Below are 22,901 nucleotides of genomic sequence, written 5' to 3'. Positions count from 1 at the left end.
CCACGTAATATCTTCGCATGAGGTTTGTTCTATATAAGACTAGGAAAATAGATATTTAGTTATAAAACAGCGCTGAGAACTAATTTAAGTAACTACATCATAATTTCTGAATTCTTAAATAATCCTTAAGCCATCCAACAATATTCTTACTAATACTGTTTGTGTTCATGTTAAGTAGCTTTTAAGACTCGCTGCACTACAATCGGCAACACAATTTTTATCTAAAAGGGAATCTAGGTGCGCGTGCTATTAATAGAAGACGACAGGATGATTGGAGAAAGTGTTGAGGAAGGTCTAAGAGCTGAACATTATGCTGTTGACTGGGTGCGCGATGGTGTGAGTGCATCAATGGCGCTATCGAATGACGTATATGACGTTGTCCTACTGGATCTGGGCTTGCCGAAAAAAGCAGGCTTGGAAGTACTTAAAGATTACCGTAAGCAAGGCGGAGCTACTCCTGTACTGATTCTAACTGCGCGGGATACTACAGCTGAACGTATTTTAGGTTTAGACATCGGTGCTGATGATTATTTGATTAAACCATTTAATCTAGATGAGCTATTTGCCCGTATTCGGGCAATATTGCGACGGAACGCAGGACGCCCTCAGCCTACTATTTATTGCCGAGGGGTTAGGTTAAATCCCGCAAGTCATACGACAACTTTGAACGGTGAGCCTCTGCAATTGTCTTCCCGCGAATTCGCCTTATTACAAGCTCTCATGGATCCACCGGGACAAGTAGTTTCCAAATCACGATTAGAAGAAAAACTGTATGGCTGGATGGAAGAAGTTGAAAGTAACACTGTTGAAGTTTACATTCATCATCTCAGAAAAAAGCTAGGGGTTGATTTTATAAAAAATGTTCGTGGCGTTGGCTACATCGTGCTTGATCAGCCATGAGAACCATACGTCAGCAATTACTCTTATGGTTATTTGGCGGGGCATTTGTCTGCTCAATTATCGCAGGAAGTGCACTTTTTCTAAAAATAAGGGAGGAAGCTAGCGAATTATTTGACGCACAATTAAAGCAAGTGGCGGGTTCACTGCCGGTCCCGATTGCAGCAGGTAGTAATGATAATATCGATGGTGGACCAGAGGAAAAGGTCGTACTCCAGGCATGGGACTCCAAGGGGCATTCCGTCTATTCGTCTGATCCTGAATCTATATTACCTTTATATCCAGCGTTAGGATTTAAGACGGTCACCATCGGTGATGAGCAATGGCGTGTGTATAGCCGGACGAAGCAAAATTTAATGATACAAGTCGCACAACCAACTCTGGTGCGTCAGACCCTAGCTGCGAGAATTGCTTTTCGATGCTTACTTCCCTTCCTCATTTTAATTCCTATACTGGCATACTTCATATGGATAGCAGTAGGTCGCAGCTTGCTACCGTTGACGCAATTTGCCTATGCAGTAATGAGCCGATCACCTGATGCTTTACAACCGCTTTATTTAGATGGACTATCACCAGAGGTAGTTCCCGTCGCTGAAGCATTAAATGATTTATTAAAGCGCCTTGATATCGCATTGACGACACAACGAGCTTTTATCGCTGATGCTGCACATGAGCTAAGAACTCCTATAGCGGCATTGAAGTTACAACTACAGTTGGTAGAGCGCGCTGTTGGCGAAGATCAACGATTAATCGCATTTAATAAATTACATGAGCGGCTGGATAGGACTAGTCATTTAGTCCATCAATTGCTCACTTTGGCACGTCATGAACCTAGACGAGAACAACTGTTATTTCATGACCTCAGTCTGCAGAAATTAGCTGAGAAAGTCGTCGTTGATTATTACCCATTGGCAGCGACCAAAAATATCGAATTTGGTATGGATTTTGATCCCTTGACACCCAGTATCCGTGGAAATATGGATGACCTCAATATACTCTTGAATAATATTGTAGATAATGCTTTACGCTATACCCCAGTTGGTGGACGTGTTGATATTAGTGTGAAGTACCAAAATAATAAATCAATTATTCGTGTGGTAGATAATGGGCCAGGAATTAGTCCTGAAGACCGCAGCCGAGTTTTTGACCGATTTTATCGTTGCGATGGAGTTGAACCTTGGGGAAGTGGCTTGGGATTGGCGATTGCGAAAAGTATCGCTGATATGCATTCAGCCAGAATCGAGTTTGACAATAATCCGCTTGAACAAGGCTTGATCGCTACAATTATTTTTAGTTAATTGACGGATAAAAATATTTTTTAAAAAACTCACACTTTACTTCGTAGATGAGTTTTTTTGTGGTGTTTGACATCCTCGCCGACCTGAAGGTCGGCGATTCCTACGGCGCTCAAACAAAAACTGCTTGAGTCGCTTCGGTGGGTTCCTGCTTCGCAGAGCGGCCTGATTGCACCGACTCTCCACTGGCTAACAAGCGGTATCCCCGCTCTAAAACATTGATCGCGCCGACCACATCGGCGTTATTTTCGTAACCGCAATCGACACACAGGAATTTGGCTTGTGTTTGCCGATTGTCTTTCGATATATGACCACAACAAGGGCAAGTGCGACTAGTGTTGTGTGGCGGAACGGCCAGAAGCATGCCGCCGTTCCACGACACCTTATACTCCAGTTGTCGTCTAAATTCACCCCAGCCCTGGTCGAGAATGGCGCGATTCAGGCCGGACTTTTGACTGACCCGTTTGCCGTGCTGTTCGCTATTGCCCTTGGAAGACCTGGACATGTTCCGTACCTGCAAATCCTCAATGCATACGAGCGCGTGGTTTTGGCTGATCGTCGTTGTGGCTTTGTGCAGGAAGTCTTTCCGGGCGTTGGCAATGCCGGTGTGAATCTGCTGGACACGGGCTCTCGCCTTCTTCCAGTTGTTGCTGAACTTGACCTTGCGGCTCATGCGGCGCTGATAACGCGCAAGACGTTGCTGATGCTTCTTGAAGCTGTTGAGCGGTGTGATATAGCTCTCGTCGCTCATGGTGGCGAACCGGGCAATGCCGACATCGATGCCGATCGCGCTTGTCGCTGTCGGCAAAGGCTGATCAACCTCCCGCTCGGTTTGAATCGACAGGAACCACTTGCCACCCGTGGACGACACGGTAATGTTCTTGGCTGTACCAAGGATGTCGCGGCTGTTCCGATAGCCAATCCAGCCCAACTTGGGCAGAAACACGCGGCTATTGGCCTGATCGATCTTGAACTGTTTTGAATCCGGGTAGCGGAAGCTGTCGCCCACTCCCTTTTTCTTGAAGCGCGGGAAGTCGGCGCGTTTAGCGAAGAAATTGGTGTAGGCCCGCTCCAAATCTTTGAGCGCTTGTTGCAGAGGATGCACAGGCGCATCGGCCAGCCATAGTGTTTCAGGGGCGCTACGCCATGCTGTGAGCGATTTGCACAGGCCAGCATAGCCCAGCTTTCTTTCGCCCTGTTCGTACAAGGCTTTTTGCATCGCCAGCGTCTTGTTAAACACAAAGCGACATGACCCGAAGAATCGGCGCATGTCGCGCTGCTGTTCCCCATTGGGCTGTAGCTCATATTTGTAGGCTTGAAGGCGTTGCATGATTAGATTATATTTGGTCTATGACAGAAAACAATGATATTCGTAGGGGTAGACACTGCGTTTTTAAAATGCACGTGCATTTGGTCTTTGTGGCGAAATATCGCCGTAAAGTGTTTGATGGCGATGCCGTCCAGCGGCTTCGCGCTATCTTCGGCAATGTCTGCGCTGACTTCGATGCGCATCTCATCGAGATGGACGGCGAAGACGACCATGTTCATCTGCTCGTGGAATACCCGCCAAAGGTGGCAGTGTCGGCGCTGGTGAACAGCCTAAAAGGGGTGTCTAGTCGGTTACTGCGGAAAGACCGGCCTGATATTCGTGATCGATACTGGAAAGGCGTATTGTGGTCGCCCTCCTATTTTGCATCGTCCTGCGGCGGCGCTCCGATCAGCATCATTCGGCAGTACATTGAGCAGCAAAATACACCCCATTAAACCAAAAGCAAGGACGGCTGCGCCGTTCGCGCTATCCTTCCCCGCCCAAACTCGACGGCTTCACCTAAAGGTTGCTGCGCAACCGGTCGCTTGGACGAGGCTTGTCGCGCATCTGGTCAAAAATACTCTTTACGTAACCTGTTTTCTGATTTTTGGTTCAAACCTAACTCAGAGCGGCGTATCCTCACCAAGCTTCTAATGTGAGGATGATGCGGCTGCGTCACCGGAACCCCAATAATCAACGAATACTAAATTGTTTAAGTTACGCTGGCGCTCCCAGCCTTCTAGTTCCAGCATCGGTTTAAGACAGAATTGTTCAACATGACTCAGATAGATAATCACCATTGGCTTTCCTCTTGGAGGGAAAGGGAAAGGCCCGATAAGAACGAAAAAAAGAAATACTAATCAGTTCGAATATTAAACCTAAGTTGTCTATACATCCGAGAGTAGCATCTATCAATCCTGCTTACGTTTTACTGAAGCATGTGCGCATGTAATCGTTCCACAACAATTTCGCTCTTGTTGTCATCTAAATTTTTCGTATCTCTAAAAGAGAAAAGGTTAAAACTATTCTTTCAGCTATTGTTGATCATAATCAAAACTCTCGGCTTTAGATTTTTTTGTCGTACCGAACGAATAATTAAACCCAATATATGCAACCCTCCCATATTGGAATCGATCATAGGTTGTCTGAAACTGTGAGGTATTAAGGTACCTAATCTGCCGCTGCCCGTTGAACAAGTCGGATATTGTCAGTATCAAAGATAAGTTGGGTTGTATACGTCGCTTATATCCAATATTAACAAGATTTAGTGGCGCAATATACCCCTGCGGAGTTAACTTTTTATCAGTGCGGCTAAACGATAATTGAGCAGTATCAATAGTAGTGGGTCGGTAGTCTAGGTTGGCTTTTAGATTTATGCCAGTCACTGATTGCAAAGATGAAATGCCCGCTCCGAGGGTATCCACCTGGGTATAGAACAAATTACTACTTAGGCGATACGACAGAGTATGCGACAGCGGTCCATCGGCCAGCAACTCAACTCCAGCAGATTTACTAAGAGGCAGGTTCGCTGCTTGGGTAAGCCGAACATTCGGTGCCACCAATGTGGTCACTACAGTAAATCCGTTTTTAATCTGTTTTAGATAGCCTGAAATAGCAAAATTCTGTGTGTCCGTTTCTATTTTATAGCCTGCTTCTAGCGACTGACTTTGCTGTGGTTGCAAGTTGGCATTTCCACTGCGGAGATTTTGAGGATCACGGAAATCAATATATGGATTCAAGTCTTCTGGGTCGGGGCGCGATAGCCGTCGGCTGTATGCAGAAAATACGGTTGAATGTTGGTCTAGTTTTCGTTCAAGATGCAGACTCGGATATAGCCCGAAATAATTTTGTTTATTGATCTGGTTGGATGTCAGCTGATCACCTTCGCTTTGTGTCTGCTCGACGCGTAGACCCGCAAGAACGTCAGTCGCATTCACCATTTTTTGGTAAGAACCGTATATTGCTTGAATGGTTCGTTGATAATCAAATTGGTTTTTCAATACCGAGGTGGTTGTTAACAATCCTGTTGTAGGATTAATATCGTTTCCTGAAAAATCAATTCCATTACTGTCATGACGCAGACTATAACCTAACTTAATTATCGTCCCCTCTGCGGGTGAAGTTCGGTAATCAGCGCTGAAATCATCTGTAATAAAGTAGTGGTTTTGCGCTATTTGATTTCCACCAATTTGACCAACTGGTATCTGATAACTAGTAGCTAGAAGATAGCGTTCGCGCTCTTTGTCGGTTGATCGGTGTAAAATGATCGCCAGAGTCTCCTCAGGCGACGTAAGTATTGTTTTATAGCTCAAACGCTGTTCGCCGCTGAGACTCCATTCGTGACCATCGCTGTGGCCGGATGAATCACTGGTAATACTACCGTTTGAAAGCACAGATGTGCTTTGAGAATCGTAATTACGCCGACCGCTACGCTGTCGTAGTCGAAAATCGAAGTCAAGTAACTGCTTCTCGTCGACACGATAGTTGATAGCTCCTTTTAAAGACGGATTAAGACGCCGCGCATTTTCGTGAAGGTCTTCTGCGCTGAAACCGGTTGCGGCGCCTTCCTGTCCTAAGGTTGTCGTTGTCGATACAATGCGACGCTGTCGCTGATCTTCACGAAATCCTATTCCGCCTGAAATATTAAGGTTGCTAGCATTGAATGCGCCGCTGATATCACTGACAACTCTTCCTTGATTTCCAGCATTGAGCGCAAAAGCGCCGAAGGATCCAGGTTGTCTGTTGCGTTTTGTAATGATGTTGATGACGCCCGCCGTTCCCTCGGATGCGAACTCAGCGGGTGCATTCGTCATCACTTCAATTTTTTCGATATCACTTGCGGAGTACTGTGACAATCCTGCACCAGCATTTGATCCAGATAGCTGCGAAGAAGCTTTCCCGTCAATCAAAATAACCACCTTACTGTCCCCTCTAAGGGCTACATTGCCGTCACCATCCACCTGAACCGATGGGATTGTATTTAAGATGTCAGCAGCGCTACCTGAAATGCTTTGTAAATCGTTCGCAACGTCATATACCTTTCGATCAATATCAATTTGTGTACGCTTTAATTTTGAGTTGATATTTACGGTAGGAATATTATTATCGGTCGGTATCTTTGAAGTAGGCGCATTTGATTCCGTCGTTGATCTCTGCTGTTGGTCGGGCGGCTTTTGAATGGACTCACTTTCCTTGGAAAAAGCAGATGAAGAGAGGATCGTCGATAATAAAAGTAAAGCAGAGAATGGATTCAATCTCAACAGCATTGAATAACTTTCATTGGAATACTGCGTAGTATTAATATGCATGTTCTAGTGAGCCGGCGATTATTAGACCGAGATGAGAAAGTAGCACGTAATCGACTATTTGCTGCCCATCTGGATCACGAGGGATTGAAGTTTTCTACCCATTTTTACCAAAAAAAACCAGTTTTTAAAAGATAACAATCAAAAACTTAAAGCATCCTTAATTATTTAGAAATACAACAACATTTGAAGTTTGTCCTGTTTGACGAAAACTCAGTAGGGATGCCGAGTACCCGTGCGCGCAAAGCATTATGATTTTCGCTGGATAATTCAGGCGTCTAAGAAACTCGCGGAGAGCGCTCTTGATGCTATTTTCACGGAAACCACGAACATCAAGCTTGACTAGATCCGCTAATTGAAAAATAACCCATCTAATTCGTCGCGCCTGAAAAAGTCGCTTTTTGTTCATGCGAGTACAAATGCAGGGATGCGTAAATCGAACAAACGCATCCCCGACAATATAATGCGAAGCCAAAAAAGCGTTAGGCGCCTGAGGATTTTTCGCAGATTGTGACCGGCACCACACAATACGGCATTCATTGCGTCACCTTCTGCGCCTTTGAGGAAGTTTCGCGCCAGCCTACCGTCCGATTTCATGTAATCGATGACGGGTTCCACCGCATTTCTGCGCTCGAGCTTCTTCTTGATTGCACCCGTCACACCACGTTTAGCGCCGGCACTCCAGACCGATAACCCCTCCAATTTGTGACCCTTGTAGCCGCGATCAACGTAAGCTTCTTTTGGAAGTGTGCTGGTGAGTGCGGCGACCTGTTCGATCGCCTGTTTCAGCGTGTGGCCATCATAGGGACGCCCCGGCAATGCCTGCATCCCGACGACGAAGTTATCGGCGCTGGTACTTGCAATGCTGACCTTGACGCCGAACTCGTACTTCTTGTGCGCCTTACCCTTGGCGATGCATTCCGTCTCCGGGGCGTGGACGTTGTAGAGTTTGTCGTTGTCTTGCCGCTGCTGTAGGTGGATGTGTTTGGCGATCTCCAGCAGTTTGGCAAAGTGCTCGGTCAACTACGGTTGGCTCTGGAGCTTGCGTTCGATGTCGCGAATGACACAACCCAGGTAGGTACGCAAACGCTTCTGCATGCTTCTGGCGCGCTTCATCTGCTTGGCATGAGCGTAGCGCCCATTCATCATTAGGTCGCGTTTGCTTAGCCGTTCGTCGCTTTGACGTAATTGCAAACGGCACTTCTTGGCTTGTCGCACTAATGCAGCACGTGCCTTGTGGTACAGCCGTGCATCGGTCGGGAAAGCGATTGCCTTATCTTGCACTGTCGTATCCACATTGACCACTTGCAGCGAGCGCGGCGTGATGGTCTTGCTGGGGAGTCTTGCTTGAATCGACATCTTCAGCATGGTTTCGCAACCGGCCGTTCCGATGCGCTTACGAAAGCGCGTCATCTGGCTTGGATCGATCGGCAGGCGATGGTTGAAATACTATTCGCCGCAGAAGTATTGCCAGTAGGGATTCTCAATACAGCGCTCCACGACTTCTTCGTCGGTTGACGTCCTCCCCCACCTCAGCCGTGCGGCTGCTGCTTACACAGAAAGGAAGGGGATTCCTGCTACCAGCGTCGCTCGTCCTCGACGGAGAATGTTCTTAGCTGCATTGCGATCACGATCATGCATCGTGCCGCAGTGCGGACAAGTCCATTCTCTTATTCCAAGATCTTTCAGTCCTTTCGGGCCGCTGCGTGCAAAACACGCAGAACAGTCTTGGGTAGAATACGCTTCGTTGACTTCTTCAAACCATACGCCTGCGTCATCGCATTTGTAAGACAGCATGGTTCTGAATTGTGACCAGCCTGCATCCAAGACCGATTTTGCCATCTTGGTCTTCACCAGACTACTCGCATTCACGTTTCCCACGAAGATCGCACCATAGCGTCTGACTAGCTTGGTGCTGAGTTGGTGATGATGATCCTTACGCCGGTTGGCAATCTTGGCATGGATCGATTTAACCAGGCGCTTCTTCTTAGCCCGTTGTGCCATACCTAATTTGACCTCGGCGCCACGGTAATACTTCTGTGCCTCGACATTGTCCAGAACTGGATCAGAGAAACCGGCAAAGTCTTTTAATCCCAGATCGATGCCCACGTCAGCCTTACCTTCGACAGGGGCCTGCCTGGCTACTTTCACGGTGATATTGATGTACCAGCGACCTCGGGCATCCTCAGAGAGATTACCGGCACCCAATTGGTATTGTGAAAGGCCGTAGCTATCCCACAAGCACAAAGGCGTATCGATACCGGACATCCAGAGTTGACCGTTACGGTAGCTTAGTGCTGACGCTTTAAAAGGGATCCAGCCTAGTGATCGCTTGTTCCCGCGAGAGACACGCCAGCGTAGTTTAATCTTTTTGAATTGCTTACGGCGGGTGGCGTATTCTTCGGAGATCGCCTGGATAGTCTGCGAGTGAAGTGGGATACCTTCTTTGCCAGCGCCTTTGGTGAACGGGGCAAAGTCGTAACCAGAAAGCAAACGCTTCTCGCGACGCCACACTTGCTGCTGCAAGTCATTGCAGTAATTCCAGACCTGATTGGCCCACATCGCACGATCGCGCAATACGGCAGCGTGTTTGTCTTTGATACGCAAGCGGAGTACTCGCGTATTGAGAACGGGTTTATTAGGGGGCGTTGAACTATCTCTGGGCATGGAATTGCTGATGACTGTATATATAATCAGTATATCGTTTAACGACCAAAAAGCAATGAGGCTGACGCCTCCCGCGCTGATATCACCGCCCTGAAGGACCGTGTTTTACGCGCTATCTGGATAAATTGAACGTGTGTTCGAGGTAGTTCAAGCCGACCATCAAACGGATGGCAACGCCCGGACGCCCTTTGCCTTCGGCGTAGAGTGGCCCGAACTCGGTGACAAACGCTTGCCAGTTAATTTGGTGGGAGAGTTTTACCAGAGCATGGCGATGATCCACCATGTTGTTCAATTCGAGCCGGAACAGCTCATGTTCGCGTTTGAAGTCAGTCTCTTTGGGAGTCATCAATTCACCAGATTTCGCAGAGTGATTTGCCATTCCTAGTGAATTTATAGGTTCTTATTCGTCTTGTATACCGCTTCCTGCTTGGTGTTGCGGTTTATTTCAGGGACGACTGTCTTAATGACGATGTTTTTTTCGATGCAGAAGTTGATGTTGATTGGTGGTTTGGTGACTGTCTGAAAATTTTTTCCGAAACAAAATCAATACCAGAGTATGAAGTCCTACAACCTAATGAGTCCGCATTGGTCAACGCGTCCATACTATCGAAGGCTTGGTTGTCAAAGCGCTATTCAGCATACAGTCATGATCCCCGCGTTTATTCGCATTCACCCCGCCCAATGCTCAGGAGTGCAATGTTTGCGCTTGAGCAAATTGCGCCAGAATTATTTGAGCGTGTACGTTCAACAACATTCCGCTCATGGCAATCACCGGCAATTGTCCCCGATCTAGTTCCGCGCTGGATGGTACATATCGGCATCGCTCAACAAATAGTACTGGACCCCTTGCATATTAATACAGGCGACAATCATGCTAAGCGACAATTCGATTCGCTAATTACTAACTTTGGCGAACTGCCGTTTTTTTGTATCAACGATACCTGCGACGATGCGCCGGAAAACGATTTTCGCTTGCTTCGAGTCGTCCAAACTTTAAAAAAATTGTTACCTGAGCCGTCGAAGTTTGAGCGGTCGTTCCGTGATTCGATGACTTCATCATTCGTTTGTTTCACGGAACCTAAAGCGGTAGCATCACATTAGTCTTAAATTTGGTCCAAAGCACTTAGCGAACGTGAGATAAGGCATTTCGATTTCCAAGATGGACATTTTGTCTAGCGCTGGTTGCATTATTTCGGTTTATGTGAAATTGAACACATTTTTTATACAAAAATTAACGCCGATGATTTTTTTCTTAAGGCCTGCTATTGCTGGTGCCTACCGTCTCAATGGCAGCATCCTGTTGATTTGATCGAAATGCCTGTAGTTCACTAACGTTCAAAAGAAAAAACCTCCAAATATGCTGGAGGTTTTTTTGACTAAATAATTTTTATCAATTAAGGGAAATCGTTGGTAAGCTGGCTTTCGTAATTTCAAAAATTAAAAATCTACTGTTAATGCAAGCGATACACTTCGAGCAGGTAGAAGAGTCAATTGATCTCCTGCCGCTGCAACTGAGCTTGTCTTACTCGCAGGTGTCACACCAACGATACTGTGTTTGTCAAATAAATTATTAACACTCAGTTGTAGTTTTCCACCCTTTAAAAAAGTAGACATATTTTTCAACGAGTAATTTACAAATACATTGGAAATTACAAAAGGGTTAATGGTGATAGCCTCATGTGTTCCGCCGTTATCGTTATACATTTTCCCTACGCGCTTAGTGAACCAGCCTGCATTCCATTGGTTTCGCTGATAGTTCAAACCTAAAGTCTCAGTATCGCTTGGCGCGTTTTGAACCCATTGGTCACTAGTCGAATATTTAGAACTTCCATAAGTGCCATTAATATATAAGTTAAATCCGCTACCCAGAACTAACGTACTTTCCGCCTCTATCCCTTGATTAACTGAACTACCATTAGCAAAGAATGTTGTATTTCCCGCTGCGTCAGTCGTGGATGAATAAGCATTATCAAACTTGATGTGATAGGCGTCCATATCAAAGGTAAGGCTATCACCTTTCCAGACTGAACCGATTTGGATAGTTTTACTTTTTATCGAAGCAGGCAAGGCCGTAACATTAGCATTTTTTACGTCAAATACATTCGATGGTGGAATTTCGTCACCCGTAGCGAACTGTGCATAAGCTGACCAGTTGGCTTGTAACATGTAGTGCGCGTCAATTGACGGCAAAAATGTGTGGTAGCTAGCTACATGTCCAATACTTGCTGCGCCGTTTAAATTGCCGACGGTTTTCCCGTTGTCGGCAAACTGGGTTAAATCTTGTTTATAGGAAGAATATTTAACACCTGCAGTTACTTTTAAATCTTTACTTAGGTTGAGTTCATATTCAATGAACGGTTGAAGCAAAGTTGTTTTGAACGTTTCACGAAAATTAGGGATTGCAGAATCTATCCATGTCAAAGGATTGCTCGGAATCTGGTATCGGTTAGTGTCGGCAACTTCCGACCACAAACCAGTACGCAATGTCCCCATCTCGGTATCACGATTGAGACGTAAAATATTTCCGTAAGTACGATAACTATTGAGTTTATCCGTCCCCGAATTGTTTGCAGTCGTATTTGCCGTGGTCAATGGAATGGTAGCGCCCGGATAATTTTGTTGATTATGGTAATAGTAGGTGTAAGTCTTATTATCTAGCTTCCAGCCATTCCCCAAGTTTGAAGTTAACCCTGCATATTCAAAATCTGTATTGACATGATAAAAATTGTACGCGAAATAATTGGCCTGAGTCGGATCTGACGCGAGCAAATAATTGTCCCCAAATTTTGCAATATCGCTGCGGGTTGCACCTTTGATATTTGGTGTATTTGAATGCACAGTAATATAAGAGCCGAACAAAGTTAAAACTGTATCCGGAGAAATTACATATTGATATTTCGCAGATAAGGCATCTCTCTGCTGTTTGTTCAAAGTTTGATAGCCATCCGATTTCAACTCGTGAGCATTGAATAACAGGTTCGATGAGCCGTCCCGACCAAATTGACCAGATTCAAATTCTGCACCAATTAAACTAGTATTCCACGTTCCCAAAGAGGCAGTACCTGAAATTCTTTTCTGGGTTTCGAGGTTACGTGACAACAAATTGATTGAACCCCCAAAATTGGCTGGTCCCAAACTGGCTGCGGAGCCAGGGCTTCGATCAATCACAGCACCACCTACAAAGGGTGCAGGAAAAAATGCCCAGGAATGATGGCTTGGGCTATTCGTGTCTTGAAACGGTATCCCATCAAATAAAATTGAATAATCTCCGTCAGAAAATCCGCGAAAATTAGTTTTCGTATCGCCTAGCCCAGGACCGTTAGGACCAAAGCTATACATCGCCGGTGCCATTTGAATAATTTGACTAAAATCCGAAGTTGGTGCTGTGTAATTTCTGACGAATTCATCACTAATTTCTGATTGAGCAGAACGTGCAGCAAGGGAGCCTTGAGAAATTGCAACTTTTGATGCTGCTGACTTAACACCGGCAATCGTGACTGTATTCTCAGAAACATCAGATGGAGCATCTACCACATTTTCTGCAAAAGCTAATATAGGTGATGACATCGACAAACCAACAACAGCGCCGAGAATCTGTCTTGTCATTAGTTTCAGTTGTAAATTTTTCATTTGATACTTTTCCTTAAAAAATTATATTTGAATAAACAAATAGGATAAAAAAATTTAAATTTATTTAGTAAATGTCTGGTGTGCTCGCATTCAAAACCGATCTACGTGACACAAAAAATTAGGATAGGGAATCGCAAATTACAATACAGAGCAGAGATGTAATTTCGGTGACGTTGGCGCATGCTAAGCAGGATTTATTACAAGAAAAAGACATCAAAAATTTAATAAATTTCCTGTTGTATTTGAAAGAATTTAAGGAAATTTTAATTTTTCAAATTGAAATTCATGAGCCTTCATTTTTAAATCTATGAAATAAAAAATATCCTGCTTAAGGATTTTTCAATTTAATATGATTTGCATAGGCGTTGAAAATTTGAACAAGGCATGCTCTCAATTACATGATGTAACTTGTTAAAAATAATCTAACTGTGCATCACGAATATATAGGGGATTAAAGCGATGCGATTGTTGTTAGTCGAAGACGATCAAATGATCGGGGAGAGTCTGGTAGATGGGCTCAGCCAAGTGGGATATCAGGTAGATTGGGTTTTTGATGGAATTGAAGCAGAATCGACCATACTAAAACAAGCTTTTGACATTATCGTACTTGACCTAGGCCTGCCTAAAAAGCAAGGACTAGAAGTATTACTAAACTACCGGAGGAAAAAAGGTAAAGCTGCGATATTAATTATTACCGCAAGAGACACTCGACTTGATCTTATTCTAGGACTAGATAGTGGCGCAGACGATTATCTAGTTAAACCTTTTGATCTTGATGAACTCTATGCGCGCTTACGCGCATTGATTCGTAGATGCCAGATGACTCAAGATCAAGTAGTGAGTCATCATGGTCTGACGTTGAATTTATCAACGCACGAGGCAAGCTTTAATGACGAACCAATACATTTATCAGTTCTCGAATTCAATCTAATGTTGGCACTACTCGAAACACCCGGACATGTAGTATCAAAAGCAAAGCTTGAAGATAAAGTCTACGGGCTAAATGATGACATTGAGAGTAATACCATAGAGGTGTACATCCATATGCTTAGAAAAAAATTTGGCCCGAATTTTATAAAAAATGTCCGCGGGGTTGGCTATAAGCTTACAAATATCTCATGATTAAAGTCCGTACCATTCGCCAACAACTTTTGCTTGGTTTAATGTTAGGAATGATATTAACTAACGTTTCAGTTTATATCGGTACTTATCTGAAATTACGCCACGAGACTAACGAATTGTTTGATTACCAGCTCAAACAAATAGTTCGGTCGTTTCCAGCAAATATGACATTACAGGAAAGTGAAATTGCGGATACTCATCCTGGGAAAAAAATTGTTGTACAGGTTTGGAACAAAAAAGAGCGTTTAGTATTTACTTCAAATTCAGCGATAAATTTGCCAAAATATGGCGTTAATGGTTTTTTTGAAGTTACAGAAAATAAAAAACATTGGCGGATATACAGTGAAAAAAATAACTATCAGGTAGTCCAGGCTGGACAGCTAATTAGTGACAGAGAAAAAATTGAATATAGCCTAGCTTTGCGCTCTCTAATTCCAGTTCTCATTTCAATACCTCTTCTAGGCTTATTAATTTGGTTTGTCGTAGGTCATAGTCTAAAACCATTAAATAAATTAGCGACGGCGTTGGGAGAGCGTTCAGCTGACGCTCTGCATCAACTAGATCCGAGCGGCTATTCTTCAGAGATAGTGCCCATAGTGCTCGCAACAAATGCGTTACTTGCGCGCGTAGATCATTCAATTAATCTACAAAAGATGTTTGTTACAGATGCAGCACATGAGTTACGTACTCCATTAGCGGCTTTAAAACTGCAACTACAATTGGTAGAAAAAACTCAGCACGAGGAGGATAGAAAAGCTGGGATTTTAAAATTGCATGTACGCTTAAACCGTGCAACCCATTTAGTACAACAGCTATTGACCTTAGCTCGCCATAGTAACTTTGACAGTGAAATCAAGTTTGAGAAAATCTCTCTGCATCAAATTGCAAAACAAGTTGTTGCTGATTTTTCCTTGCTTGCGGAATATAAAAATATTGATCTAGGCGTTGATGCACCAAATGGTGAAATTTCCATCTTTGCTCATGAAGAATCTATACGCATTATGCTAGGAAATTTGATTGATAACGCGATCCGTTATACAGGGCGAAGTGGGAAAATTGACGTCATTTCGGGCTTAGAAAACAAGCTACCCTATCTAGCGGTGATTGATAATGGCGTGGGTATATCGCTCGCCGCCAGAGAGCGTATTTTTGACCGCTTTTATCGATGCGAAGGTAGTGGTGAATCAGGTAGTGGGTTGGGGTTAACGATTGTGAAAAATATCGTCGAACAATTCAAAGCAAAGATAAGTGTCTGCGATGGAATCAACGGCCAAGGTACTGTTTTCAAGATTATTTTTAATAATGAAATTTCAATTGAAACTTAAAATACATCACTGTGGAAAGAATTCTTCCGAGCAAAAACTAATTTATCCGATTTTCGCGTAAACCTCGCCCTTCAGGGCGGGGATGTAAGCGCGGAAGGCGAAGCCTTCCTTGTCTTGGACTTTCGGTTTAATGCGGCGTTTGCTGTTGCTCGATGTACTTGCGAATCACAGCAATAGGCGCACCGCCGCAGCTTCCAGCGAAGTAGCTAGGCGACCACAAAGCACCGCCCCATAATTTCTTTTGAATGCTCGGATATTTTTTCTTCCTAATCATTAAACTCGATATTCCCTTGAGGCTATTAACCAATTTTGACACTGCCACTTTAGGCGGGTAATTCACTAAGAGGTGAACGTGATCGTCCTCACCGTCGAACTCTACCAGTTCCGATTCAAAGTCATTGCAGACACTGGAAAATATTGGGCGCAGGTCGTCAAGAATCTCTTTTGTGAATACCCCGCGACGGTATTTCGTCACAAAGACCAGATGTACATGCATCATAAATACACAGTGTCTTCCATTCCTAATATCGTTGTTGTCTTCGCTCATAGACCAGACTATGATCTAACGATGCAAAGACTTCAAGCCTTTAAATACGCACTGATGCCAAACGGCGAACAGCAGCGCGATATGCGTCGCTTCGCCGGGTCGTGTAGGTTTGTCTATAACAAGGCTTTAGCATTACAAAAGCAGAACCACGAAGCCGGAAACAAGTACATCGGCTACGTGCCGATGGCAGCAAACCTACCAATCTGGAAGCGTGAAACTGGTACGCAATGGCTCAAAGAAACGCCCTCCCAGGCGCTGCAACATGCATTGAAAGATTTGGAAAAGGCCTACAAAAACTTCTTTGCTAAACGCGCTGACTTTCCGCGTTTTAAAAAGAAGAGCAGTGGCGACAGCTTCCGTTACCCCGACCCTAAGCAGATTAATCTCGATCAGGTCGACGACCGCATTCTCCTGCCGAAACTTGGCTGGATACGCTACCGAAACAGCCGTAACGTGCTGGGCGAGGTGCGCAATGTCACCGTCAGTCAATCGGGCGGTAAATGGTTCGAGTCGATCCAGACTGAACGAGAAGTCGAGCAACCCCTGACAACAGCGGCTTGGGCTATTGGTATCGATGTGGGTATTGCCCGGTTCGCCACCTTGAGCGACGAAAGCTATATCGCGCCACTCAACAGTTTCAAGAAACACCAGCAGCGTCTTGCGCGTTACCAGCGCCGCATGAGCCGCAAGGTCAAGTTCAGCAGTAACTGGAAGAAGGCGAAAGCCAAAGTCCAGCAGATTCACAGCACCATCGCCAACGCCAGAAAAGACTTCTTGCACAAAGCCACCACGACGATCAGCCAAAACCACGCGCTCGTATGTATTGAGAATTTGCAGGTCAAAAATATGTCCAGGTCTTCAAAAGGCAATAGCGAACAGAATGGAAAAAAAGTAGCGCAAAAGTCCGGCTTAAACCGCTCCATCCTCGATCAAGGCTGGGGTGAATTCAGACGACAACTGGCGTATAAGGTAGTGTGGCACGGCGGGATGCTGCTGGCTGTGCCACCCCACAACACCAGTCGCACTTGCCCGGCCTGCGGCCATGTATCGAAAGACAACCGGCAGACTCAGGCGAAATTCCTGTGTGTCGATTGTGGCTACGAAAATCACGCCGACGTGGTCGGTGCGATCAATATTTTAGAGCGGGGATACCGCTTGTTAGCCTGTGGAGAGTCGGTGCAGTCAGGCCGCTCGATGAAGCAGGAACCCACCGAAGCGACTCACAAATCATCGCGCAGCGCTGTAGGAATCCCCGTCCTTTTGGGCGGGGAGGATGTCAATTTTGAGCATCTAAGTATAAATCGCCTTGATAGTCACTTGAAAATTGTCCTTTCTTTGCTTTGTATTCGGATGCCGTTCTAGGACTCCATCACCTAGGAATTGTAGCTGTTTAATAAGTGCAGGGTCTTTTGAATCATCCGGTATTACAAGGGTAATTGGGCCCAATTTTTGTTCGACCTTTACCATCTTTTCTAGAATCATTTTTTGCTCCGGATATTTGGTTTTCATAAAGCGAATCGCGCAGCTATCAGCTTGTAACTCCTGTTGTTCAGAATAATTTACAATCATATTTTTAAGAGCAGATGCGTATTCTAATGCCGCACCAGGGTTGACATGTGAAGCATCACCCAAAAGCTTGCGGAAGTTATCAAGAGAATCAATGCCATCTGCTAACCTGGCTTGGTAAGCACGCGTTTGATGTCTTTGCAGTACATGAGAAACCTCATGGGCAATAACAAAGTAGGGATATTCTGGAGGTGTACCTTTTTTGAATAAATCTCTGTCAACCAGAATAATTCCGCCTGGCAGAGCAGTCGCGTTTCCGAAGCTGCTTTTGACGACAATAATCTTAAATTCATATGGATTATTTTCAGGTACATTTTTCAAAATATCGGCCAAAATTTCTCTGGCTTGCGCGTAAGTTTTTTTGATATCCTTATTTTTATCTTCAGCTAAGACCTCCCCTTCAGGTACTTTACTTTCACCAATTTGTTTTTCGAAATCCATTGGCATCCAGTTTAAATTTCTGGCAGCTAATTTAATGATATCTTTTACCACTAAGGAAGGCTGGCCGTTTTTCGAGAAGCCGTCCAGAAAGCCTTTGACCTTCAGTTTCGCGGTCAATATACCAAGTGAAGCGACATTGTCAGTGATGCCAAATGGTTGTATGGGTTGCTTACAGACCGGATCAAGAACGACATTGGACACATTGGACCACGTATCTATATCGATAAGGCTAAAACCACCTGAAGTACTGGAAGATGTGGAACTAGAGTCGGCCTTATCAATCTTGTCACTCTCATCTTTAGATTTTGTTGAGGAGCTGCCTGAAAAAAAATTACCTATTGATTTGAAAATCGACGGCGAATCCGATTGCGGTTTTGCATCTAAACTTTCTGCCTGTTTCGTAGGTTCCACTTTCGCCTGATCTTCTCCACTAATGGCAATAGAAAATAGCATCAGCGCAAACAACCCCGTACTAATTAGTAATAACAGTTTGATTGGCACTGGTAAAAATTGACGTTTTTTTTCTTCGTATTTAAAACTATTCATCCTGAATTCCTACGAGATACACCGTCCTTTAGGGCGGTGAGGGATAGGAGAGCAGTCGAAGACTGCTTGCCTTTGGTTGTATAACCATAGCCATCATTACGTTGAATCAGTGCGCAATGCTTATGACTGATTCCTTGTACGACGCCCATGGACGTTTGTAGATTAAAACTACCGGATGCCCGTACAGCAACACGGCCAGTATGGCTGCCTAGTTTTTTACCTTGCGGTACCACGGCTTTGACCAGATCACCCGTTTGGAAACCGTGGATTTGTTTTTGCCGTGTCAGATATCCGCGAGGAAATCCCTGTGCCGTTAATCGTGTCCGCTGGTAAGAACCTCTGCCAGTACATTTGATTGACAGTGTTGGTTTATCCCAGTTTTGTACTGCATTTACATTGCCCACACACACTGCATCGAGTGCATGATCTTTCGGTATGGCGAGTTTTGTCCGATTCCACTTTGTTTGTGCACCAGAACCCGTTTCTACTGCCAATCCCGTTGCTTGGAGACTGTTGACCAGCGTCCAGCGTGTTGCGTTGACGACTGCGGCATCTTTTAAAGGTTGTTTGACCTTGGCAAGAATGCGTTGTAACCGTACTGGATCGTTTTTCAAAAAATCACGAATGTTCTGGGTGTTTTTCTTGCGATTGCATGGGCAACATGCCAGCGTTAAATTTGACACCCTGTCTGTGCCACCGTTGGTCTTAGCATCGATGTGTTCAACTTCCAGCGGCACATTCTTCGCATCACAGTAGGCGCATTGACGGTTCCACTTTTCCAATAAGTACTCGCGAAGCTCATAGCCTTGTAATTCGCCTTGCTGATACGCGACACCGGAAATCTCTGGGTTCTGCATCAGTTGCATGTCGAATTTCACTAACTCCGTACTGATCGCGGAAATCGGTGCCCAGCGTTGCAGTTTCTTTATCCATGACATCGTGGTGTGAACACGATGCATCAGTGATGGCGCCAACCAGCCTTGTTCTTTGTTCCCACGATTGAAAAACCGTGGTGCACGATGGCGCAAGTTGGCGTTTCTTCTGCGGCGGCGCATGGCGCGACGTGCAGTTAAAGCTTCTGAAATAGCCTGACCACGGTGCAACAGATCGAACAGATTTAATACCGCAATCGATTGGTTCTGATCCAACACCAAAGCCATGCCCGTTGTTTTACTGCCAGGGTCAAGTTTTAGACGCAAGGTCTGAAAGTGACTTTCCTGCGCAGTCCGGTCAACAAGTCGAATCACGAATGGCATCAATCGATGTATTCGTGCTCTTCCCCTTTCTAGCATTAACCTTGCTCGTTTTTCTGAGCAGGGCATTAATGCGGTACCGCTCTTGTCTATAACAAAGACTGCCATAGCAATCTCTCCTTTTACAATTACCCTTACGGGTCTTGTGACGGAACCTTGCGGTTCTCTCCCTTCGAGAATGTCAATAACCGGCTCCTACCTTTGACAGTAGCGACAATCACCTTCAGCCCTTTACCTTTGACCAGCATGATGACTGTCTTGCAGAGCAGCGAACTAAGGAAGCATTCGCTGGTGCGTCTTAACGACCTGTTACTAACGTAGCGGGTTGGGTACCGCTTTCTCTGGTCAACCTAGCTTGTCTAGCTTGCGCTTTCTCAGCTCCGTCCTTCAGCGCGGGATAGTTGACTACCAATAAAGTTGAAACAGGGAATTTAGGAGCCTAAGGTTTTTTGGGATTACGTAGTCCGTCTAAAATAAGTTCGCGGTTAAAATAACATTCGGCTTCATCAAAAATTGCTGCCTGATAGATCAGCTTTACGTCAGCGCTAAGGTCTTGCTGGTCTAGTTCGGCCAACTTAGTTTTGATTGTTTGTAATTCATCTGCTTCAGGAATTTCAAAACTACCGCGATAGGTTTCTTTTTTAGTCACTAAGACCCAGCTGTAGCTGGTCCCTGGTTTTATATTATCAATCCACAAAGGTCGCCCGGCCAAATAGGAGGGTAATTTCACAATTTGTCCTGAGTCTTCAACTTTCACTGTCAAATTAACCAAACCGTCCTGGCTAACTGCATTCAAATCAAACTTGACTTTATCATCCACGATGAAGACTTTTCCAGTTGGTGTCCCTGCTGGCGGTGGTGTTTCGAAGCGCTTTCCTCCGGTTGATTTAGTATCTAGTAATGCAAGCCAAACCGTCTTTAGAGATTTCGCGGATAAGCCTTTCACTGTTTTACAAACATTAGCTTTAGTCAGCTCTTTCGACAGAGTCTCGGTTCTGGGTGAATTCGATTTTTGTAATGGCATCTGACAATCTTCAGCAAAAACATTCCCCATACAAGTTGTCATGACCAACAGGGTAAAAGCGATATTTTTTTTCATTGTCTTAGGCATTCATCAAGAGAAACCAATCAAATTTTCAACATTTCTAAGCTAATGCGTTATTATAAAAACATAAATTTCATTGAAATTACAATAATTCCCCAAAAAATAAGTGAGCGTAACCAACTGAAAAAGTAACCCAATTTGACCGCGCTGGTATTGTATTTTCTGTACTGCTGCTTAGGTGACGCTTCAGGAATCATCTTGAATGGAAGAAGTTTTTTTATCGCGTGCATAACGCGTATCCGCGACATCACTTGGTAGTCTTTGAGCGATCTCCTTTTTAGATCAAATAGTTTCGCTAGTACGCCAACGACGAGACACATACCTAGTCCTAGGATTACAAACGCCGACGAGTATCCAGCGACTGTGGAAAATTGAATCCAGTTATTGTTGATGGAAACAGCCAGCATAGTACACAGTACAGTACTTAATATAGTGGAAAGGACTAACCTATGCGTAAATTTACCTTGTTCTTTCCCTGTTTCGTTTTCGATTACATTTTTTTCTTGCACATTACTTTTGTCTTTATTTTTTCTCTCTCGCTCTTCATTTTCCTCAAGTAACTTTTGGATTTGTTCTATCGGAGCAGAGACAAAACCATCAAACAAAATTGAAATTGCCATCAGGAGTGGCGCCAACATAATATTTATTTCGAGAAAAAAATAAACTGATGCAAAAATAAAGTAAATCACTAATAACAAATAAATCACGATAAACGAAACGATGACAACGGTGCCAATCGCCGTTCTTAAATTACCGCGACTTAGTTTACGTATTTGCATATCGAACCGCGTTGCGATCACGTAGCCCTTCCAGAATTGTCCTACCACCCAGGCAAAACAAAAGGCGATCCCCATATCTATCATCAAACCCAAGGCCGGCGGAAAACTCTTGATTGGATGCTCAAGGCTAACAAACCGCGCACCATGAATGATAACCCCAGCTAATTTTCCTAGCGGCGTTAAGTAAGTATCGTCCCGACCCCAGTCTCCACCAAAGAAGACTGGATTTTGGCCCCAGTTAGAAGCCTCACTAAATTCCTGACTTCCTAGATCAAACACAGCCAATTGCTTTTGAACTGCCGAAAAATTGATTGGTGACGTTTCAAATGATTCTTCTATCTTTTCATCGTCTGTTTTCAGCCATGGGTTATCTTGAGCACCCCTTGCACTCTGGACGATCATGCATACATAAAAATTAAATCCATTATGCAATTGTTCCGCAAAGCGGGATTGCAGAATTTCGTCTTCACCAATAAATTGTTCATTGACCATACCAAGCGACTTATCTAAGCTTCCATCGCCAAAATGGACTCCCTTGGCGCAACGCTCTAACATCCACGCGTGTTTGGGTTTTTTTAAGTCACCCTTGACCCCATAGGGAGTTAAAATCACGATCCGCTTGGCTTCTCGGTCAAGTAAGTCATCCAAAGATGTTTGACAGGCTTTATCTTCGCTATTTGGTTTGGTTAATGGGGAGAGATCGAAATCAATGGCAAGTCGTTGCGTTCCTTTAGCAAGAATAGCGGCAATATCCTGCCGCATCACACAACGGTCTAACGGCCTTTTTTCGCCATAATTATTGAAGAAGCGCTCTTCGCCGATTGTCACAACAATCGGTGTGTGAGTGTTAATGCTGACGTCAGGTGCATCATTCTGGGCAGCCATACCTGCGACTAATAACCAAGAAAATTTTATAAAAATTTTTAGAAGCCCGATATGCTCAAAAATTCCTGCCAAGGCTGCACTGAAAAGCACGGATTTCCACTGGTCTAATACAAAATATAAAACATGTCTGCAGAAAATTGTAGACATCAAAAATATCTTTTTAGGTGTCATTCTTATGTTTATTTATCAATATTTCAAATAAAGAGAAAAACACTTACATTCTCGGCCA

Annotated in this window: 21 protein-coding genes; 7 read left to right on the top strand and 14 right to left on the bottom strand. The window is 44.5% G+C overall.

Annotated elements, in window-relative coordinates:
- Positions 1-237: 237 nt before the first annotated feature.
- Complete coding sequence (locus tag RGU72_RS06490) at positions 238-900, top strand: response regulator transcription factor (protein ID WP_322118952.1); 663 nt, start codon at positions 238-240, stop codon at positions 898-900.
- Positions 897-2,195, top strand: a complete 1,299-nt coding sequence (locus tag RGU72_RS06485) for an ATP-binding protein (RefSeq protein WP_322118951.1) — start codon at positions 897-899, stop codon at positions 2,193-2,195. Before RGU72_RS06490 ends, RGU72_RS06485 begins: the two co-directional genes overlap by 4 nt.
- 109 nt (positions 2,196-2,304) lie before the next feature.
- On the opposite strand, the gene RGU72_RS06480 is transcribed toward RGU72_RS06485, so the two are convergent.
- On the bottom strand, positions 2,305-3,522 hold the full coding sequence (locus tag RGU72_RS06480) for a transposase (protein WP_322118950.1): 1,218 nt from the start codon (positions 3,520-3,522) through the stop codon (positions 2,305-2,307).
- A 20-nt stretch (positions 3,523-3,542) separates the two neighbouring features.
- Here RGU72_RS06480 and tnpA (RGU72_RS06475) point away from each other — a divergent pair, with 20 nt between their 5' ends.
- Positions 3,543-3,956, top strand: coding sequence for an IS200/IS605 family transposase (gene tnpA, locus RGU72_RS06475; RefSeq protein WP_322118949.1), 414 nt, complete (start codon positions 3,543-3,545; stop codon positions 3,954-3,956).
- A gap of 195 nt (positions 3,957-4,151) precedes the next feature.
- Here tnpA (RGU72_RS06475) and RGU72_RS06470 read toward each other — a convergent pair whose 3' ends face one another.
- The 7 genes from RGU72_RS06470 to RGU72_RS06445 form a co-directional block, all read right to left on the bottom strand.
- Positions 4,152-4,301 carry a hypothetical protein gene (locus tag RGU72_RS06470; RefSeq protein WP_322118948.1) on the bottom strand — a complete coding sequence of 50 codons (150 nt, stop codon included), beginning with the start codon at positions 4,299-4,301 and terminating at the stop codon, positions 4,152-4,154.
- Positions 4,302-4,535: 234 nt separating this feature from the next.
- Positions 4,536-6,809, bottom strand: coding sequence for a TonB-dependent receptor domain-containing protein (locus tag RGU72_RS06465; RefSeq protein ID WP_322118947.1), 2,274 nt, complete (start codon positions 6,807-6,809; stop codon positions 4,536-4,538).
- Positions 6,810-7,211: 402 nt separating this feature from the next.
- Positions 7,212-7,829: a hypothetical protein gene (locus RGU72_RS06460; RefSeq protein WP_322118946.1), complete on the bottom strand. Its 618-nt coding sequence runs from the start codon at positions 7,827-7,829 to the stop codon at positions 7,212-7,214.
- The gene (locus RGU72_RS06455) at positions 7,830-8,219 is read right to left on the bottom strand and encodes a hypothetical protein (RefSeq protein WP_322118945.1); all 390 of its coding nucleotides are present in this window, start codon (positions 8,217-8,219) and stop codon (positions 7,830-7,832) included. It abuts the gene before it with no gap.
- Positions 8,220-8,255: 36 nt separating this feature from the next.
- Positions 8,256-8,342: a transposase gene (locus RGU72_RS21400; protein WP_369124353.1), complete on the bottom strand. Its 87-nt coding sequence runs from the start codon at positions 8,340-8,342 to the stop codon at positions 8,256-8,258.
- A 15-nt stretch (positions 8,343-8,357) separates the two neighbouring features.
- Positions 8,358-9,473, bottom strand: a complete 1,116-nt coding sequence (locus RGU72_RS06450; RefSeq protein ID WP_322118944.1) for a transposase — start codon at positions 9,471-9,473, stop codon at positions 8,358-8,360.
- 112 nt (positions 9,474-9,585) lie between these two features.
- Positions 9,586-9,852, bottom strand: a complete 267-nt coding sequence (locus RGU72_RS06445; protein ID WP_322118943.1) for a hypothetical protein — start codon at positions 9,850-9,852, stop codon at positions 9,586-9,588.
- Between the two features lie 317 nt (positions 9,853-10,169).
- On the opposite strand from RGU72_RS06445, the gene RGU72_RS06440 reads away from it, so the two are divergent.
- Positions 10,170-10,574: a hypothetical protein gene (locus RGU72_RS06440; protein ID WP_322118942.1), complete on the top strand. Its 405-nt coding sequence runs from the start codon at positions 10,170-10,172 to the stop codon at positions 10,572-10,574.
- A gap of 336 nt (positions 10,575-10,910) precedes the next feature.
- Here RGU72_RS06440 and RGU72_RS06435 read toward each other — a convergent pair whose 3' ends face one another.
- Positions 10,911-13,103 carry a TonB-dependent receptor domain-containing protein gene (locus RGU72_RS06435; protein WP_322118941.1) on the bottom strand — a complete coding sequence of 731 codons (2,193 nt, stop codon included), beginning with the start codon at positions 13,101-13,103 and terminating at the stop codon, positions 10,911-10,913.
- A 459-nt stretch (positions 13,104-13,562) separates the two neighbouring features.
- Here RGU72_RS06435 and RGU72_RS06430 point away from each other — a divergent pair, with 459 nt between their 5' ends.
- Together RGU72_RS06430 and RGU72_RS06425 are read left to right on the top strand one after the other, a co-directional pair.
- Entirely contained in the window at positions 13,563-14,225 is a 663-nt protein-coding gene (locus RGU72_RS06430) for a response regulator transcription factor (RefSeq protein ID WP_322118940.1), read from the top strand.
- The gene (locus RGU72_RS06425) at positions 14,222-15,550 is read left to right on the top strand and encodes an ATP-binding protein (RefSeq protein ID WP_322118939.1); all 1,329 of its coding nucleotides are present in this window, start codon (positions 14,222-14,224) and stop codon (positions 15,548-15,550) included. The genes RGU72_RS06430 and RGU72_RS06425 overlap by 4 nt, the downstream gene beginning before the upstream one ends.
- 127 nt (positions 15,551-15,677) lie before the next feature.
- Here RGU72_RS06425 and tnpA (RGU72_RS06420) read toward each other — a convergent pair whose 3' ends face one another.
- The gene (gene tnpA / locus RGU72_RS06420; protein WP_322118938.1) at positions 15,678-16,097 is read right to left on the bottom strand and encodes an IS200/IS605 family transposase; all 420 of its coding nucleotides are present in this window, start codon (positions 16,095-16,097) and stop codon (positions 15,678-15,680) included.
- Between the two features lie 21 nt (positions 16,098-16,118).
- On the opposite strand from tnpA (RGU72_RS06420), the gene RGU72_RS06415 reads away from it, so the two are divergent.
- Positions 16,119-17,459, top strand: coding sequence for a transposase (locus RGU72_RS06415; RefSeq protein ID WP_322118937.1), 1,341 nt, complete (start codon positions 16,119-16,121; stop codon positions 17,457-17,459).
- Here the strand turns inward: RGU72_RS06415 and RGU72_RS06410 are convergent.
- The 4 genes from RGU72_RS06410 to RGU72_RS06395 form a co-directional block, all read right to left on the bottom strand.
- The gene (locus RGU72_RS06410; protein ID WP_322118936.1) at positions 17,388-18,650 is read right to left on the bottom strand and encodes a M48 family metalloprotease; all 1,263 of its coding nucleotides are present in this window, start codon (positions 18,648-18,650) and stop codon (positions 17,388-17,390) included. The genes RGU72_RS06415 and RGU72_RS06410 overlap by 72 nt on opposite strands.
- Positions 18,647-20,011 (bottom strand): RNA-guided endonuclease IscB, encoded by a 1,365-nt coding sequence (gene iscB, locus RGU72_RS06405; RefSeq protein WP_322118935.1) that lies wholly within the window; start codon positions 20,009-20,011, stop codon positions 18,647-18,649. Before iscB ends, RGU72_RS06410 begins: the two co-directional genes overlap by 4 nt.
- 331 nt (positions 20,012-20,342) lie before the next feature.
- A complete protein-coding gene (locus RGU72_RS06400; RefSeq protein ID WP_322118934.1) occupies positions 20,343-21,002 on the bottom strand; it encodes a hypothetical protein in 660 nt (219 codons plus the stop codon).
- 62 nt (positions 21,003-21,064) lie between these two features.
- Complete coding sequence (locus RGU72_RS06395) at positions 21,065-22,819, bottom strand: hypothetical protein (protein WP_322118933.1); 1,755 nt, start codon at positions 22,817-22,819, stop codon at positions 21,065-21,067.
- Positions 22,820-22,901 lie beyond the last annotated feature (82 nt).

Source organism: Undibacterium sp. 5I1 (genome assembly GCF_034314085.1).
GTDB lineage: Bacteria > Pseudomonadota > Gammaproteobacteria > Burkholderiales > Burkholderiaceae_D > Undibacterium.
The sequence above is the reverse complement of the archived record's forward strand: the minus strand, read 5'-3'. Positions and strand labels throughout refer to the sequence as shown.